Genomic DNA, 15,039 nt, shown 5'->3' with positions numbered 1-15,039 from the left:
ACCATGCCCGCGAACCGGATCGAACTCGCCATCGGCGGTATGACCTGCGCCTCGTGCGCCATGCGGATCGAGAAGAAGCTCAACCGCATGGACGGGGTCACCGCCTCCGTCAACTACGCCACCGAGAAGGCCAGCGTCACCTACGACGGCGCCGTCACGCCGCAGGACCTCATCGCCACCGTCGAGCGGACGGGGTACACGGCGGCCCTGCCGGTGCGGGAAGGGCCGGCGGAGGCGCCGCCGGAGCGGGACGAGCTGCGCACCCGCCTGCTCGTCAGCCTCGTGCTCGCCGTGCCCGTCATCGCGCTCGCGATGGTGCCCGCCTGGCAGTTCACGTACTGGCAGTGGGCGTCGCTGACGCTCGCCGCGCCCGTCGTCGTCTACGGCGGCCTGCCGTTCCACAAGGCGGCCTGGACCAACCTGCGCCACGGCGCCGCCACCATGGACACCCTCGTCTCCGTGGGCACGCTCGCCGCGTTCGCCTGGTCGGTGTGGGCGCTGTTCCGCGGCACCGCCGGCGTGCCCGGCATGACCCACCCGTTCGAGTTCACGATCGGCCGTACCGACGGCGGCGGCAACATCTACCTCGAGGCCGCCGCCGGTGTTACCCTGTTCCTGCTCGCCGGCCGCTACTTCGAGTCCCGCGCCAAGCGTCGCGCCGGCGCCGCCCTGCGGTCGCTCATGGAGCTCGGCGCCAAGGACGTCGCGGTGCTGCGCCACGGTGTCGAGACCCGGGTGCCGATCGACCAGCTCCACGCCGGCGACCGCTTCGTGGTCCGACCCGGCGAGAAGATCGCCACCGACGGCGTGGTCGAGGACGGCAGCTCCGCCGTCGACCAGAGCATGCTCACCGGCGAGTCGGTGCCGGTCGAGGTCGGCCCGGGCAGCGCCGTCACCGGCGCCACCGTCAACGCCGGCGGCCGGCTCGTCGTGCGCGCCACCCGGGTCGGCAAGGACACCCAGCTCGCCCGCATGGCGGAGCTGGTCGAGCAGGCGCAGGCCGGCAAGGCCGCCGTGCAGCGGCTCGCCGACCGGATCTCCGGCGTGTTCGTGCCGGTCGTCATCGCCCTCGCCGTCGGTACGCTCGGCTTCTGGCTCGGCACCGGCAGCGGCCCCACCGCGGCGTTCACCGCGGCGGTCGCCGTGCTGATCATCGCCTGCCCGTGCGCGCTGGGCCTGGCCACCCCGACGGCACTGCTCGTCGGCACCGGCCGCGGCGCCCAGCTCGGCGTGCTCATCAAGGGCCCGGAGGCGCTGGAGTCGACCCGCCGCGTCGACACGGTCGTGCTCGACAAGACCGGCACCGTCACCACCGGCCGCATGACGCTCACCGACGTCCGGCCCGCCGACGGGCAGGACGCCGACGAGCTGCTGCGCCTCGGCGGCGCGATCGAGCACGCTTCGGAGCACCCGATCGGCCGGGCCATCGCCCGCGCCGCCGAGGAACGGCTCGGCACGCTGCCCGAGGTCCGCGACTTCACCAACGTCGAAGGGCTCGGCGTGCGTGGCACCGTCGACGGCCGTGCGGTCCTCGTCGGCCGGCCGCGGCTGCTGCGCGACCACGGCGTCGACGCACCCGAGGACGGCTCGATCCAGGTCGCCTGGGACGGCGTGTACCGCGGAGCGCTCACGGTCGCCGACGCGGTCAAGCCGACCAGCCGCCGCGCCGTCGCGATGCTGCGTGAGCTCGGGCTGCGGCCGGTCCTGCTCACCGGCGACACCGAGGCCGTCGCCCGAGCCGTCGCCGCCGAGGTCGGCATCGACGAGGTCATCGCGGGAGTCCTGCCCGCCGACAAGGTCGACGTCGTCAAGCGGCTCCAGGCCGAGGGACGCACGGTCGCGATGGTCGGCGACGGGATCAACGACGCGGCGGCTCTCGCCCAGGCGGATCTGGGACTGGCCATGGGGACCGGCACCGACGTGGCCATCGAGGCGGCGGACCTGACGTTGGTACGGGGTGATCTGCTCGCCGCCGTCGACGCGATCCGGCTGGCGCGCTCGACGCTGCGAACGATCAAGGGCAACCTGTTCTGGGCGTTCGCCTACAACGTCGTCGGCCTGCCGGTCGCCGCGGCCGGCCTGCTCAACCCGATGCTCGCCGGCGCCGCGATGGCCCTGTCCTCGGTGTTCGTCGTGGCCAACTCCCTGCGCCTGCGCGGCTTCCGCAGCGCCGTCCAGGGTGAGCCCACGCCGCGGTGAGCAGGTCGCCGCGATCTCGTCCTGGGTGGCTTTCCGTGGCCCGGGCCACGGAAAGCCACCTATGAGGGGGTCGCGAGGGTCTGCTGGACCCGGCGGCGCAGGTCGTCCGCGCCCGCGCGGTCACGAGGAGCCGGTGGCCATCCGCCGCTCGGCGCCGTCGAGGATCAGGGTGAGGCCGAACTCGAAGGCCTGGTCGCCGGCGCCCGCGTCGCCGGTCGCGGTCAGCGCCGACAGCAGCTCCGGGAAGCGGTCGCCGTGGCGGGCCAGCGGGGCGGCGATCGCGGTGACGAGATCCTCTTCCGGGTTTCGGCCGGGGCTCGCCTGCTGGGCGATGCCGCGCGTGTGTCCGGCGAGCACCGCGATCGTGTCGAGGCGCTCGGGGCCGGTCAGCGTCGTGTCCGCGAGCACGCGCAGCGCGCACTCCAACCAGGTCAGCTCGACGGGGCCGACGGGGCGGGCCCCGACGGTCGCCTCGAGGGTCCACGGATGTGCCAGGTACGCGCCGAGCAGGCTCCGGGCCCATGCCGCCAGGCCGGGCCGCCAGCCGGTGGCGGGCAGGCGCGGCGGTGCGCCGATCGCGTGCTCCACCATCAGGGCGACCAGTTCGGCCTTGCCCGGCACGTACCGGTACAGCGACATCTTCGTGACGCCCAGCTCGGCGGCGACGCGGTGCATGGCGACCGCGCCGAGGCCCTCGGCGTCGGCGAGCGCGATGCCCGCGGCGGCGATGCGCTCGAGCGTCAGGGTCGGCTTCGGTCCGCGGCTCGGCGGCTTGGGGCCGTCCCAGAGGAAGTCGTGGTCCACAGATACCCCCTGGCGAAAAACTGTGTCTATGGTACACAATAAAAATCGAGTCCATGGGACACAGTTTTGAAGGGGGCACGATCGTGAAGACCGTCCTGATCTCCGGCGCCAGCATCGCCGGGCCGGCCCTGGCACACTGGCTCTGCCGGTACGGCTTCCGCCCGACCGTCGTGGAGATCGCACCGGCCCTGCGCACCGGCGGCAACGCCGTCGACTTCCGCGGCCAGGTGCACCTCGGCCTGCTGGAGCGGATGGGCGTGCTGGACGACCTGCGCGCGGTCCAGACCGGCGGCACGGCGATGCGGTTCGTCGACGCCCGGGGGCGCCGGCTCATGGAGCTGCCGGCCGACTTCGCCGGCGGCGAGATCGAGGTCCCGCGCTTCGACCTGTCGCGGGTGTTGTACGAGCACAGTCGCGCCGGCACGGAGTACCGCTTCGGCGACCGGATCGTGGCGATGGCCGACGGCCCGCACGGGGTCGACGTCACCTTCGCGAGCGGCCTGCGCCGGACCTTCGACCTCGTGGTCGGCGCCGACGGCGTGCACTCGGGGGTGCGGCGGCTGACGTTCGGCCCCGAGGAGCGGTACGTGCGCCATCTCGGCTACTACGTCGCCACCTGGGAGATGTCCAACGACCTGGGCCTCGGGCGCGACTCGTTGCTCTACAACGAGCCCGGGCGGATGGCCAGCGCCGGCGGTGACCACCGCGACCCGTCCCGGGCCGGCGTGTTCGTGGCGTTCGAGTCGCCCCGGCTGGAGCACGACCGCCGCGACCGCGAGGCGCAGCGCGCGATCCTGCTGGACCGGTTCGCCGGCATGGGCTGGGAGGTTCCGCGCCTGCTCGCCGCGCTGCGCGAGGCGCCGGACTTCTACTTCGACGCGATCTGCCGCGTCGACATCACGCCCTGGTCCCGCGGCCGGGTCGCCCTGCTGGGCGACGCCGCGGCCGGCGCGACGATCGGCGGCATGGGCACCGGGACGGCGATCATCGGCGCCTACGTCCTCGCCGGTGAGCTGGCCACCGCGCACGCCGCCGGTGCCGGCCACACCGTCGCGTTCGCCCGGTACGAGCGGCTGCTGGGAGACTTCGCCCGGCGGTGCCAGAAGGGTGGCGACACCGCCGGGCGGTTCCTCGCGCCGCGCTCCGCCTGGGGAGCCCGGGTGCGCAACGGCGTGCTCAACAGCCGGCTCGGCATGCGCCTGCAGATGTGGGCGGCCGACGACCGTGCCAGCCGCATCGACCTGCCGGACTACCCGTTGTCCCGGGCTCAGCCGATCGCGTAGCACGCGTCCCCGGCGGCGATGGCCGGGGTGCCTACGGTCCGGCCGTGAAGATCTCGTAGCTGTGCCCGTCCGGATCGCGCACGTAGACGCCCCGGCCGCCGCCGAGGTGGTTGGTCCGCCGGTCCCAGCCGTGCTCCGGCCCGGCGCCGTAGTCGATCGTCCCCGCCGTGCGCAGCCGGGCCAGGACCGCGTCGAACGTCACGTCGTCGACGAGAAACGCGTAGTGCCCCGGACGGACGCCGTGTCGGTCGTCGAAGTCGAGCGTGAGCCCGTCGTTGACGGCCACGGCCGTGAACGGCCCGGCGGCCCGCGGCTGCGGCAGTCCGAGCAGCGCGGCGAGGAACGCGGCCGAGACGGGGGCGTCGGCGGCCGGGACGATGGTGTGGTGCAGTGCCACAGGCATTGACGGTACCTCCAAAATATATGCGATTCGCATGCGTTACAGTAGTCGGGTGAGCGAACCTGTCAACGGGGGACCGGCGCTGTTCCGCCTTGTGCGGTTCTGGTCCCGGCGCTGGGCCTCCGGCGCCGTCGACGAGCGCGCCCAGCACGTCATGGCCGTCGAGGCGGTGCACGCCGGCGGCGAGGCGACCGTCAACGACGTCGCGCACCGGCTCGGCCTGGACCAGTCGGGCGCCAGCCGGATCGTCCGCGCCGCCGTCGCCGCCGGATACCTGGCCAGGGGCGAGTCGCAGGGCGACCGCCGCCGGGCCGCGATCCGCCTGACCCCCGCAGGGGAGGAGCTGCTCGCCGCCGCCCGGTCCTGGCAGCGCGACGTCTTCGACGAGCTGACCGCCGGCTGGAAGGCCGCCGACCGCCACCGCTTCGCCGGATACCTGGACCGGCTCGCCGACGAACAGGGCGCGTGAACCACACGGGTGTAGTTCGTGATCAATCCTTCTCGCTGGTCAGCGGCCTGCATTAGCCTCACCGGATGAAGGTCGTCGGGGCGATGCAGACACCGGACGGGCGGTGGCGCGTCGAGGTTGTCCGCCACCAGAGCGGCGGCCGCTGGTATCGTCTCGTGCACGGTGACAACGTCGTGGACTTCCTCACCATCGGCCGTGTCGCCGAGCTGCTCGCCGAGGCCGGCGTCGACATGAGCGACCTGTCCGAGACCGCCCGGGCCGGCTGACCCTCCACCCGCAGGCGCCGCGAGCCGGCGCGCGCGTTGCGGCGCAATCCGCCGCCATGCCGCTCGACTCCCTGATCATGGGAAAGATGTGGGTGACTGGTCAGGTGTGTCAGGTAGTGGGAAGACTTGGCCTGGGACCCAAGTTTCCTACCAGCCGGACCGGCTCCGCGACCACCACGCCAAGGGGCCGGCATCGACGAGCCCGGCCGCCTGACCTCCCGGTCGACCTGATCGAGCTGATCGCGGACATGTCAACCGGGCCGTAGCCGCGGCTGGCGTGGTGCACTGCGCCTCGGTCGTGCTGGAAGGTGGTATGCGGTTCGGGCGGGTTCCTCGTGATGCTGGAGACTTTTTGCTGCTCTGAGTGCCAAAAGTCTCCAAGATCACGCAGATCCCACTGCATCCAAAACCGTCGATGCACCAAGATGTCCGGAATGTCAGCAACCCCGGCGAGCCGTCGAGGACACAAGGCGTCCACTCGACACCGGGCGGACCGGCGGACCGGGCGGACCGGGCGGACCGGACACGCCGTCCCGGGTCCAGCGGCGATCATGAGCGACAGACACCACCCGCGCGACTGTGCGCCACCGTCTCGTAGCGTAATGCCGGGGTGACGGACCACCGCACGGTTCGACGTCGCGGCCTTGGTGGATCGAGGGAAACGTCGGGCTGCCTGGGCAGCCAGATGTCCACGATCAAGGAACCCGGGCCGGGCGCGGAGCACGGACGCGCCGCGCGACGCGGCCACAGGCACCGTGGGCCGGCATCGCGCGGGCGTGGCTGGGTGTGCGGCCGGCGCCGCTTGACGAGATCGTTCCCGGATCGCGGGACGGATTCGGCTGTCGGGACGTGCGCAGGCTCCCTTGGTCAAGCGGCGGCTACGACTGCCGCTCGGCCCGTGTCCACATCGGACGGTTGTCGCGCTCGTCGGGCCAGGTGCCGGTCAGGTGGTGGCGGATCGGCGTGGCGTGGGGAGAGCGGCGTCGCCGACATGGCGGTGCGGCCGGGCGGGAACGGCGCCGGGACGCCACCGTGCGGGTGGAGCGGGCTCGGTCGCACCCACGGTTGCGGGTCCTTCGACGTCACGTCGACGACCGCGGCGCCCGGGAACGCGGCCGCCAGCGATGCGGCGCTCCGGCGCAGGCTCACCACCTCGATCTGCACGCCCCACATCATCCCCGCCGCGTACGACATTTTCCGGTGCGCCGCCGGAGTCTGTTAGCAACGGCGGCCCGATGGGTACGGCTGAGGCGGATCGAACCGGCCGTAGGGGAGGGACCTTGCCGCAGAACGCGATGCGCCTGCAGTTCTCGCTCGACCTGCCGCGTGACGCGGCCATGGTAGGGGTGACGCGACGCACCCTCGACGGTGCGCTGGCCGGCGCGGGGGTGACCCAGGAATGCCGGGACGACATCCAGTTGGCGCTCACCGAGGCGTGCGGCAACGTGGTGTCGCACGCGTCGCTCGCCAGCCAGTACCACGTCGATGTCAGCGTCGACGACGACGAGTGTGTCATCGAGGTCACCGACGACGGCGGAGGGTTCGATCCGAACCGGGTCGTCCCGGCGAGCGAGCTGCCGGGTGGTGAGCTCAGCGAGCACGGCCGTGGCCTGTACGTCGTCGCGGCGCTGGTGGAGCGGCTGGACGTGGTGTCCGTCGAGGACGCGGGGACACTGCTGCGGTTCAGCAAGCACCTGACCTGGGACAGTGCCGATCGGTGATAATCGGCCGTTCGGCCGTATGATTCGACCGTACGGACTATCGGTCTCGAGAAGGGCAGTGGCGGATGCAGGTCACCTCGACGGTCGACGGGCAGTGCGCCGTCGTGCAGGCGAGCGGCGAGCTCGACGTCGCCACCGCCCCTGAGCTGCGCAGCTATCTGCACCAGCTCGTCGACGACGGCGCCCGGACGGTGGTCGTCGACCTCACCGACGTGGGGTTCCTCGACTCGACCACCCTCGGGGTGCTCATCAGCGTGCACAAGCGACTCGTCGAGGCGGGCGGGGTCGTGGAGCTCGTGGTGCCGCACGCCCGGCTGCTGCGGATCTTCCAGATCACCGGACTCGACCGGGTGTTCACCATCCACTCGTCGCTGGCCGACACCGCCGTGTGACGCGCCCGCGGCGAGCGAGCCTAGCAGCACGGCGGCCGGGCCGCGTGACGAGCGGTGCCGTACGGCCGCCGGCACGACGGTGCCGAAAACCATGACGCGGGTTGTCAGGTTTTCCTGGCACCGTTTACGGCATGACACGACCCTTGGCAGGCAAGGTCGCCCTCGTCGCCGGCGCGAGCCGGGGCGCCGGGCGGCAGATCGCGGTGCAGCTCGGCGCGGCGGGCGCCACCGTCTACGCCACCGCCCGGACCACCCGCGCCCAGCGGTCCGAGAGCGGCCGCCCGGAGACCGTCGAGGAAACCGCCGAGCTCGTGACCGCGGCCGGCGGCACCGGGATCGCGGTCCAGGCCGACCACCTCGTGCCCGAGCAGGTCCGCGCGCTGGTCGAGCGGATCGACACCGAGCAGGGCCGCCTCGACGTCCTCGTCAACGACATCTGGGGCGCCGAGGGGCTGTTCGGCTGGGATCAGAAGCTGTGGGAGCACGACCTCGGCACCGGACTGCACATCCTGCGCCTGGCCGTCGACACGCACATCATCACCAGCCATTTCGCCCTGCCGCTGCTCATCCGCCGCCCCGGCGGCCTGGTCGTCGAGATGACCGACGGCACCGCCGAGCACAACGCGGCCAACTACCGAGTGTCGTTCTTCTACGACCTGGCGAAGGCGTCGAACCTCCGCATGGCCTTCGCGCAGGCGCACGAGCTGAAGGCGTTCGGCGCCACCGCGGTCGCGCTCACGCCCGGCTGGCTGCGCTCCGAGCTGATGCTCGAGCACTACGGCGTCACCGAGGCCAACTGGCAGGACGCCACGGAGCAGCAGCCGCACTTCGTCATGTCGGAGTCCCCGGCGTTCGTCGGCCGCGCGGTCGCCGCCCTGGCCGCCGACCCCGACGTCCACCGCTTCAACGGGCAGTCGCTGTCCAGCGGCGGGCTCGCCCGGGTGTACGGCTTCACCGACCTCGACGGCAGCCGGCCGGACTGGATGCGGTACTACACCGAGGTCGTGGAGCCCGACCGGCCCGCCGACCCGACCGGCTACCGGTGACGGCCGGTAAGGTCTGAAGGTGCGCGTGTCCCGCCTCATCTCGCTGGTCCTGCTGCTCCAGTCGGGCGGCACGATGACCGCGGGCGAGCTCGCCGAGCAGCTCGAGGTCTCCGAGCGCACCATCTACCGCGACATCCTGGCCCTGTCGGCGGCCGGCGTGCCGGTCTACGCCGAGCAGGGCCGGGCCGGCGGCTACCGGCTGCTCGACGGGTACCGCACCAGGCTCACCGGGCTGAGCCGCGCCGAGGCCGAGGCGCTGTTCCTGTCGGGACTGCCCGGCCCGGTGCGGGACATGGGGCTCGGTGAGTCCCTCGCCGCGGCGCAGTTGAAGGTGGTCGCGGCGCTGCCCGCCACGCTGCGCGACGCCTCGTCCCGCGCCCGCCAGCGGTTCCATCTCGACGTGCCGGGCTGGTTCCGGGACGCGGACCCGCCGCCGCTGCTGGCCGAGCTGGCGCGGGCCGTGTGGGAGGACCGGGTGGTGGTCCTGACCTACCGGCGCCGGGAGGAGGTCGTCCGCACGGTCGAGCCGCTGGGCCTGGTGCTGAAGACCGGCTCCTGGTATCTGGTGGGCCGGGTCGGCGGCAGCGTCCGGACGTACCGGGTGGACCGCGCGACGGCGGTCACGGTGACGGACACGGTGTTTGAGCGCGACGGCTCGTTCGACCTGGCGGCGTTCTGGGGCGGACAGGCACTGGAGTTCGAGCGCGGCGTCCTGCGGGAGCAGGCCCGGATCCGCCTGTCCCCGACGGGCGCGCGGCTACTGCGCCACACCGTCGAGGCCCTCGCCGCCCGCGCCGTCGACGAGCAGGCGGCGACGCCCGGTGCGGACGGCTGGGTGGTGGTGACGCTGCCGGTGGAGTCGGTGGCCGTGGCCCGCACGCAGTTGCTCGGCCTCGGCCCGGAGGTCGAGGTGCTCGACCCGCCGGAGCTGCGCGACCTGATGCGGGCCGCCGCCGTGCGTATGACGGAGTTGTACCGCTGAAGCCGTCCGCCGCTGGTAGGAGAGCGTGACGACGGCGAGGCACCAGCCGTAGACGCCGAACACGAACGCGGCCGTCCCGCCGGTGCCGGTGGCGACACCCGCGGTCCCGGCGGGCGCGAACGCGGCGGCGGCCGTCCAGGCGATCGCGAGCAGCCGCCGCCGCGGCACGATCGGCGGACCCGGCCGGACCAGCGCGAAGAGCAGCAGGCACGCACCTCCGACGGTGGCGGTCAGCGCGTACCACGGCAGGCGCAGCCCGAGGGGCTCGACCCCCGGCACCAGGAACACGGCAGCGGCGACGCTGCCGGCGTACGCGTACCCCCGTGCGATGGTCATACCGACAGCCTCGTCCGGCCGGCTAAGAGCCCGCTGAGCGAACCTGTGAAGCACTCAGGAACGGCGGCGAGCCGCCCGGAGTCACAGGATCCGCCGGGTCGGCACGAAGCACAGCGTGATCATCGACGGGAACGACCGGCTGCCGCGTCAGCCGATGAGGTGGGGCAGCGCCGTCAGCAGGGTGTCGCACCAGGCGTTGAACGGGCCGCGGTCGCCGCGCGCCGGGTGCACGCGGTTGCTCAGTACCACCACGCCGGAGCCGCGGGACGGCTCGAGCCAGATCCGGTTGCCCACGAAACCCGAGAGGCCGTAGCTGTCCGCGCCCGGTGACGGGCCGCCCAGGCCGCGGGTCGGTGGCAGCCACCAGCCCAGGCCGTAGCGCTCGCCGGTGTCGCCCACCGCCCAGCAGTCGTGGGCGGCGGGGGACCCGGTGCGGCCCGCGAGCCAGTCCTGGGCGGCGGCGGTCACCAGGGCCAGGGTGCCGAACGCGCCCGCATGGCCGGCCACGCCGCCCATCGCCGCCGCGTTCTCGTCGTGGACCTCACCGACGACGAGCCGGCCGCGCCACGGGCAGCGCTCGGTCGCCACGGCCGGCGCGAACCGCCCGCCCATCCGCAGGCCGGTCCGGCGGCGGGCCAGCTCCGGCAGCGGCGTGCCGGCGCGGTCCGCCACGAGCGCGCCGAGGATGATCGAGCCCAGGTCGCTGTAGATCGGTCCGGGTGCCGACAGCGGCGTGCGCAGCGCGGCGTCGACGATCGTGTCGCGGCCGGACAGCGTCTTGAAGAACGGCACCGTCGCGGGCAGGCCGGCCCGGTAGCTCAGCAGGTCGGCGGCGGTGGCCCGGCCGACCGGCAGGCCGGCGGCCCGGGGCCAGAGGGTCTCCAGTGGACGGTCGAGCGGCACGTGGTCGAGCACCTCGGGCAGGGTGACGAGCACCTTGGTCAGGCTCGCCAGATCCCACCAGCAGTCCTCGGCCGCCGGTCGCCCGGTGGTGAGGTCCGCGACCCCGTGGACGACCGAGGCGAGCACCCGGTCCCGGTCGAAGACGGCCACCGCCACCGCCGGCACCGGCGCCCGGGCGGCGATCCGGGTGAGCCGCTCACCCGGCGACATCGACCAGCCGCCGCATCGCGAGGATCGTGGACCGTACCTCCTGGAGGTACCGGTCCGGCCGGGCGGCCTCCGGCGGCTGCGGCACCGACGCCCGCGTGGGCGCGAACCCGACGGTGTCGACGCCGCACCGGTACGGCAGGCCGACCAGGCGGATCGCGTCGCAGTGCTGGAACGGCACGTAGACCGGCGAGGTGACGACGAGGATCCGGTCCCCGGGACGCAGATGCACCAGGCCGGCCCAGAACTCGTAAGTGTCGGCGGTGTTGGCCCGGCGCCGCCGCGGGTCGCCGGACGGTGCGGCCAGCACCCGGACGCCGGGGAACGTCCGGACCGAGACGGAACCGCCGGGCGGCCCGGCGAACCCGAACGCGGCCCGCACTCCGGCCTCCACGGCGTCGATCTCGTGCCCCAGCCCGGCCAGCCCCGGCAGCGCGCGCTCGGTGTCGGTCAGCGGCCGGAAGCTGGCGAGCGCCGTGACCTCACCGGCCGTGACCTCACCGGAGCGCACCAGCCGGGCCGCGTGCTCGGTGCGCTGCAGGCAGGCCCGGCCGAGGCCGCCGAGGATGAGCAGGTGCTCATACGACCGGTGGGGCGGCGCCGTGGTGTCGGTGAGCCGCAGGGCCGCCGCCGAGGCCGCCACGAGCGCCCCGACGCCGTCGGCGAGCATCGGAGTCGGCACCTCGTCGCGCTCGCGGCCGGCCCGGAAGTCCCAGTGCGCCGCCGAGAACGCGTCGAGCCAGGCGAGGACGGCCGCCGTGTCGTCCTCCGGGATCCGCCCGCCGAACGCCGCGACGAGGGCCCGCAGCGGCTCGGACGTGGCCCACGCGTGGATCTCGCCGACCAGCACCGAAGGGTCCACGCCGGGCGGGCACGACGGCAGTGGCACGGGCACCCGCCAACCCTACGCCGCCGCGAGTTCCTCCTCCGCGTCGAAGCCGTGGATCCAGGCCACGTTGTCCGGCAGGGAGACGAGCCGGGCGTTGCGCTCGTCGGCCGCCGGGCCGTCGGGCAACTGGAAGCAGGCCGCGTTGCCGCGCGAGCCCATCTGGATCTGCCGGGTCCGCGGCTTGCGGATCTGCTCGTACCGGTGCAGCGCCTCGGCGACCGGCAACCCGGCCTCGCTGAACAGGCCGGCCAGCACGGCGGCGTCCTCGACGGCCTGGTTGCTGCCCTGGCCGGCGTGCGGCAGCATCGGGTGGGCCGCGTCGCCCAGCAGGGTGACCCGGCCGGTGCTCCACCTGCGCAGCGGCTCACGGTCGTAGAGCGCCCAGCGACCGGTTTCCTCGACGTTGCCGAGCATCGTGACCACGGTGTCGTTCCAGCCGTCGAACGCGGCGACGGCGTCGGCGGCCTCGGCCTTGGACGACCACGACTCGAGCGTCCATTCCGGGTCCGGGACGTAGGCGACGAAGTTGATGAGCTCCCCGCCGCGCACCGGGTAGACCACGAGGTGCCGGCCGGGGCCGAGGAAGAACGTCAGGCCCATCCGGTCGCCGCCGGGGACCTTCTCGACCGGTACGAGACCCCGGAAGCAGCTCATCGCCGAGAACACGGCCTCGTCCGGGCCGGTGACGTGCTCGCGCACCGCGGACCGCAGCCCGTCGGCGCCGATCACCACGTCGGCCTCGGTCTTGGTGCCGTCGGCGAAGTCGACCTCCACCCCGTCGGGCGACTCGCGGACCGCGGCGCACCGGTGGCCGAGGACCGGCGTCCCGTCGAAGCCGTCGAGGAGCACCTCGTGCAGGTCGGCGCGGTGCAGGCCCAGGAACGGCGCGCCGAACCGGTCGCTGTACCAGCCGCCCATGGGGTGCTCGTGGAACATCTCGCCGGTCTTCCAGTGGTGGAACTGGATGCGGTGCAGGTCGGACGCGACCTCGCGGACCGCCTGCCCGAGACCCATTCGGTCGTAGAGCCGGACGCCGTTGGCGCCCAGCGAGATGCCGGAGCCGATCGCGGTCAGCTCCGCGGCCTGATCGTAGACGACGACCTCGTGGCCCTTGGCGCGCAAGGCGATGGCGGCGGTGAGCCCGCCGATCCCGGCGCCGATGACAGCGATCCGCAACGATGCGGATGAACCCATGACTACCTCGGACTCTTGGAGAGACGAAAGGCACACTCAGCGACGAGAGACTATCGACCCGGCAGTCGGGTGCATAGCGGCCGGGGATGAATCTTTCCTCCCGAATCCCCGTACAGCATCACGGTCTCGCGGTTCGGAGCCGGTCCGCCGCGGTGTGTCACGCCCCGAACGGCCGGAGGACCATCAGGATCACGATGGTGGCCGCCACGGCCAGGGACAGCCCGCCGGCGCCGGCCAGCCGGCTCGCGAGGCCGCTGAGCCGGTCCCGTTCGGTGTCGTCGGGCTCCTCCAGCGCCGTGACGGCCGACCGCCGCTGCAGCAGCAGCCCCGCCCGGCGCAGGGCGGGCACCGTGTATCCGGCCGAGACGCCCAGCAGCACGAGGTACAGCGTCGTGGCGATGACGACCCACGGGGTGCCGAAGCTGTACCGCCCTGACCACGCCACCGCCAGCGCGCCCAGCACCGCCACGAGCAGCGAGCCCGCCGTCGCCCAGCGGGCGACCCGGAACGCCTGGCGCGTCCCGTCCGCGTCACCCCGGCGAATGGCGCCGCGCCCCCAGAACCCGGTCAGCACCAGCGGCCCGATCAGCAGTACCGCCGCGAGCACATGGAGCATGACGACGAACCGCTGCATGCGGCCACGGTACGGCCGGACGCCGCCCGCGCCGGTCACCCGCCGCGGGTGGAGACCGGCACCGGTGTGGGGCGGCGCGGGCGGCCGCCGACGCTCGCCGGTCAGGGTCGACGTACTAACCCGCCGCCCAGAGGATTTCCGGGACGGTTTCGCCCGGGCACCCGGCGGGTAGGCGTCGCGTATGACAGACGTCGACGTTCGCGACGCCCGCGACTACGCCCGCAACGCCCCCGACGAGCGACCGCTGAAGGGCTACGCGTACGTCCTGGCCGCGTTCACGGCCGCCGCCGGCGCGGTCGCCGGCGTGGCCCGCCTGACCGGCCGCGAGCTGCCGGCCCGCCCGTCCGCGGGGGACCTGACCCTGTTGGCGGTGTCGACGCACAAGCTGTCCCGCCTGCTGACGAAGGACGCGGTGACGAGCCCGCTCCGCGCCCCGTTCACGCGGTTCGAGGCCCCGGACGGCGAGGCCGAGCTCCAGGAGGCACCCCGCGGCCACGGGGTCCGGCACGCGCTGGGCGAGCTGCTGACCTGCCCGTTCTGCACGGGCGTCTGGGTGGCTGGCGGCCTGGCCGCGGGCCTGGTCTTCGCCCCGCGGCTGACCCGCTTCGGCATGGGCGTGGCGACAGCGGTCGCGGGCTCCGACTTCCTCCATCTCGCCTACGCCGCCGCGAAGCGGAAGGCGTCCGCCTGACCCCGGGAGCGGCCGTGCCGCGGTGCGGTCAGGCCACCGCCACCGGGCGCGGCGCCAGGTCGGCGCGGATCAAGCTGTACACCGCCGTGTCCGCCCGGTCGCCGGTGCGGGTCAACGCGGCACTGCGCAGCACACCCTCGAACCGGAAGCCCGCCGACGCCGCCACGTGGCGGGACGCGGTGTTGGACGTGTCGGCCAGCAGGGCGATCCGCTCGAAGCGCTGGGCCGTCAGGGCCCACCGGGCCACCGCACCTGCCGACTCGGCCGCGAAGCCGTGACCCCGCGCCCACGGCGCCGTCCAGTAGTGGATCTCCGCTGTCCGCGTCACCCAGTCGGCGCCGAAGAGGGAGACGTGGGCCACCAGGCGCCCGCCCTCGCGCGGGACGACCGCGAAGCCGATGCCCTTGCCGTGCAGCCGGCGCTGCTCGATGCCCGTCGTGCACCACGCGGCGGCCGTGTCCAGGTCCGCCCCGGCATACGGGTAGCCCATCGGCGCCGAGCCGATGAACCGCTCGTCCTGCCAGACGGCGTGGACGTCGGCCGCGTCGGCGCGGGTGAACGGGCGCAGCGCGAGCCGCTCGGTCGTCAGCACCGCGGGCGGGAACACCTCGTCACTCATGATC

17 protein-coding genes are annotated in these 15,039 nt (G+C 73.6%); 9 read left to right on the top strand and 8 right to left on the bottom strand.

What is annotated here, in order from left to right; translation table 11 throughout:
- The first annotated feature begins 3 nt into the window (after positions 1 to 3).
- Positions 4 to 2,199 carry a heavy metal translocating P-type ATPase gene (locus Drose_RS21450; RefSeq protein WP_260723078.1) on the top strand — a complete coding sequence of 732 codons (2,196 nt, stop codon included), beginning with the start codon at positions 4 to 6 and terminating at the stop codon, positions 2,197 to 2,199.
- Positions 2,200 to 2,319: 120 nt separating this feature from the next.
- Here the strand turns inward: Drose_RS21450 and Drose_RS21445 are convergent, their stop codons facing one another.
- Entirely contained in the window at positions 2,320 to 3,003 is a 684-nt protein-coding gene (locus Drose_RS21445; RefSeq protein WP_260723077.1) for a TetR/AcrR family transcriptional regulator, read from the bottom strand.
- A gap of 83 nt (positions 3,004 to 3,086) precedes the next feature.
- Between Drose_RS21445 and Drose_RS21440 the strand changes: the two genes are divergently transcribed.
- Positions 3,087 to 4,286: an FAD-dependent monooxygenase gene (locus Drose_RS21440; RefSeq protein ID WP_260723076.1), complete on the top strand. Its 1,200-nt coding sequence runs from the start codon at positions 3,087 to 3,089 to the stop codon at positions 4,284 to 4,286.
- 31 nt (positions 4,287 to 4,317) lie between these two features.
- Here Drose_RS21440 and Drose_RS21435 read toward each other — a convergent pair whose 3' ends face one another.
- Positions 4,318 to 4,689: a VOC family protein gene (locus Drose_RS21435; protein ID WP_260723075.1), complete on the bottom strand. Its 372-nt coding sequence runs from the start codon at positions 4,687 to 4,689 to the stop codon at positions 4,318 to 4,320.
- 49 nt (positions 4,690 to 4,738) lie between these two features.
- Between Drose_RS21435 and Drose_RS21430 the strand changes: the two genes are divergently transcribed.
- Together Drose_RS21430 and Drose_RS21425 are read left to right on the top strand one after the other, a co-directional pair.
- On the top strand, positions 4,739 to 5,155 hold the full coding sequence (locus tag Drose_RS21430) for a MarR family winged helix-turn-helix transcriptional regulator (RefSeq protein ID WP_260723074.1): 417 nt from the start codon (positions 4,739 to 4,741) through the stop codon (positions 5,153 to 5,155).
- A gap of 65 nt (positions 5,156 to 5,220) precedes the next feature.
- Entirely contained in the window at positions 5,221 to 5,421 is a 201-nt protein-coding gene (locus Drose_RS21425) for a hypothetical protein (RefSeq protein ID WP_260723073.1), read from the top strand.
- 867 nt (positions 5,422 to 6,288) lie between these two features.
- On the opposite strand, the gene Drose_RS21420 is transcribed toward Drose_RS21425, so the two are convergent.
- Positions 6,289 to 6,585, bottom strand: coding sequence for a DUF6939 family protein (locus Drose_RS21420; RefSeq protein ID WP_260723072.1), 297 nt, complete (start codon positions 6,583 to 6,585; stop codon positions 6,289 to 6,291).
- Between the two features lie 116 nt (positions 6,586 to 6,701).
- On the opposite strand from Drose_RS21420, the gene Drose_RS21415 reads away from it, so the two are divergent.
- The 4 genes from Drose_RS21415 to Drose_RS21400 all read left to right on the top strand — a co-directional run bounded on the left by Drose_RS21415 (position 6,702) and on the right by Drose_RS21400 (position 9,562).
- The gene (locus Drose_RS21415) at positions 6,702 to 7,142 is read left to right on the top strand and encodes an ATP-binding protein (protein ID WP_260723071.1); all 441 of its coding nucleotides are present in this window, start codon (positions 6,702 to 6,704) and stop codon (positions 7,140 to 7,142) included.
- Between the two features lie 65 nt (positions 7,143 to 7,207).
- Positions 7,208 to 7,534, top strand: coding sequence for an STAS domain-containing protein (locus tag Drose_RS21410; protein ID WP_260723070.1), 327 nt, complete (start codon positions 7,208 to 7,210; stop codon positions 7,532 to 7,534).
- A 131-nt stretch (positions 7,535 to 7,665) separates the two neighbouring features.
- A complete protein-coding gene (locus Drose_RS21405; RefSeq protein WP_260723069.1) occupies positions 7,666 to 8,580 on the top strand; it encodes an SDR family oxidoreductase in 915 nt (304 codons plus the stop codon).
- Between the two features lie 25 nt (positions 8,581 to 8,605).
- A complete protein-coding gene (locus tag Drose_RS21400; RefSeq protein ID WP_260729776.1) occupies positions 8,606 to 9,562 on the top strand; it encodes a helix-turn-helix transcriptional regulator in 957 nt (318 codons plus the stop codon).
- A gap of 483 nt (positions 9,563 to 10,045) precedes the next feature.
- Here the strand turns inward: Drose_RS21400 and Drose_RS21395 are convergent, their stop codons facing one another.
- The 4 genes from Drose_RS21395 to Drose_RS21380 form a co-directional block, all read right to left on the bottom strand.
- Positions 10,046 to 11,011 carry a serine hydrolase domain-containing protein gene (locus tag Drose_RS21395; protein WP_260723068.1) on the bottom strand — a complete coding sequence of 322 codons (966 nt, stop codon included), beginning with the start codon at positions 11,009 to 11,011 and terminating at the stop codon, positions 10,046 to 10,048.
- Positions 10,998 to 11,903: a hypothetical protein gene (locus Drose_RS21390; protein ID WP_260723067.1), complete on the bottom strand. Its 906-nt coding sequence runs from the start codon at positions 11,901 to 11,903 to the stop codon at positions 10,998 to 11,000. Before Drose_RS21390 ends, Drose_RS21395 begins: the two co-directional genes overlap by 14 nt.
- 9 nt (positions 11,904 to 11,912) lie before the next feature.
- Positions 11,913 to 13,091, bottom strand: a complete 1,179-nt coding sequence (locus Drose_RS21385) for an FAD-dependent monooxygenase (protein WP_260723066.1) — start codon at positions 13,089 to 13,091, stop codon at positions 11,913 to 11,915.
- 157 nt (positions 13,092 to 13,248) lie between these two features.
- Positions 13,249 to 13,725 (bottom strand): DUF2269 domain-containing protein, encoded by a 477-nt coding sequence (locus Drose_RS21380; RefSeq protein ID WP_260723065.1) that lies wholly within the window; start codon positions 13,723 to 13,725, stop codon positions 13,249 to 13,251.
- A gap of 181 nt (positions 13,726 to 13,906) precedes the next feature.
- Here Drose_RS21380 and Drose_RS21375 point away from each other — a divergent pair, with 181 nt between their 5' ends.
- The gene (locus tag Drose_RS21375) at positions 13,907 to 14,416 is read left to right on the top strand and encodes a DUF1360 domain-containing protein (protein ID WP_260723064.1); all 510 of its coding nucleotides are present in this window, start codon (positions 13,907 to 13,909) and stop codon (positions 14,414 to 14,416) included.
- A gap of 28 nt (positions 14,417 to 14,444) precedes the next feature.
- Here the strand turns inward: Drose_RS21375 and Drose_RS21370 are convergent, their stop codons facing one another.
- On the bottom strand, positions 14,445 to 15,035 hold the full coding sequence (locus Drose_RS21370) for a GNAT family N-acetyltransferase (protein WP_260723063.1): 591 nt from the start codon (positions 15,033 to 15,035) through the stop codon (positions 14,445 to 14,447).
- Between the last annotated feature and the right edge of the window lie 4 nt (positions 15,036 to 15,039).

This window comes from Dactylosporangium roseum (assembly GCF_025264685.1).
In the GTDB taxonomy this organism is placed as follows: domain Bacteria; phylum Actinomycetota; class Actinomycetes; order Mycobacteriales; family Micromonosporaceae; genus Dactylosporangium; species Dactylosporangium roseum.
This window is presented reverse-complemented; position numbering and strand designations above follow the sequence as displayed.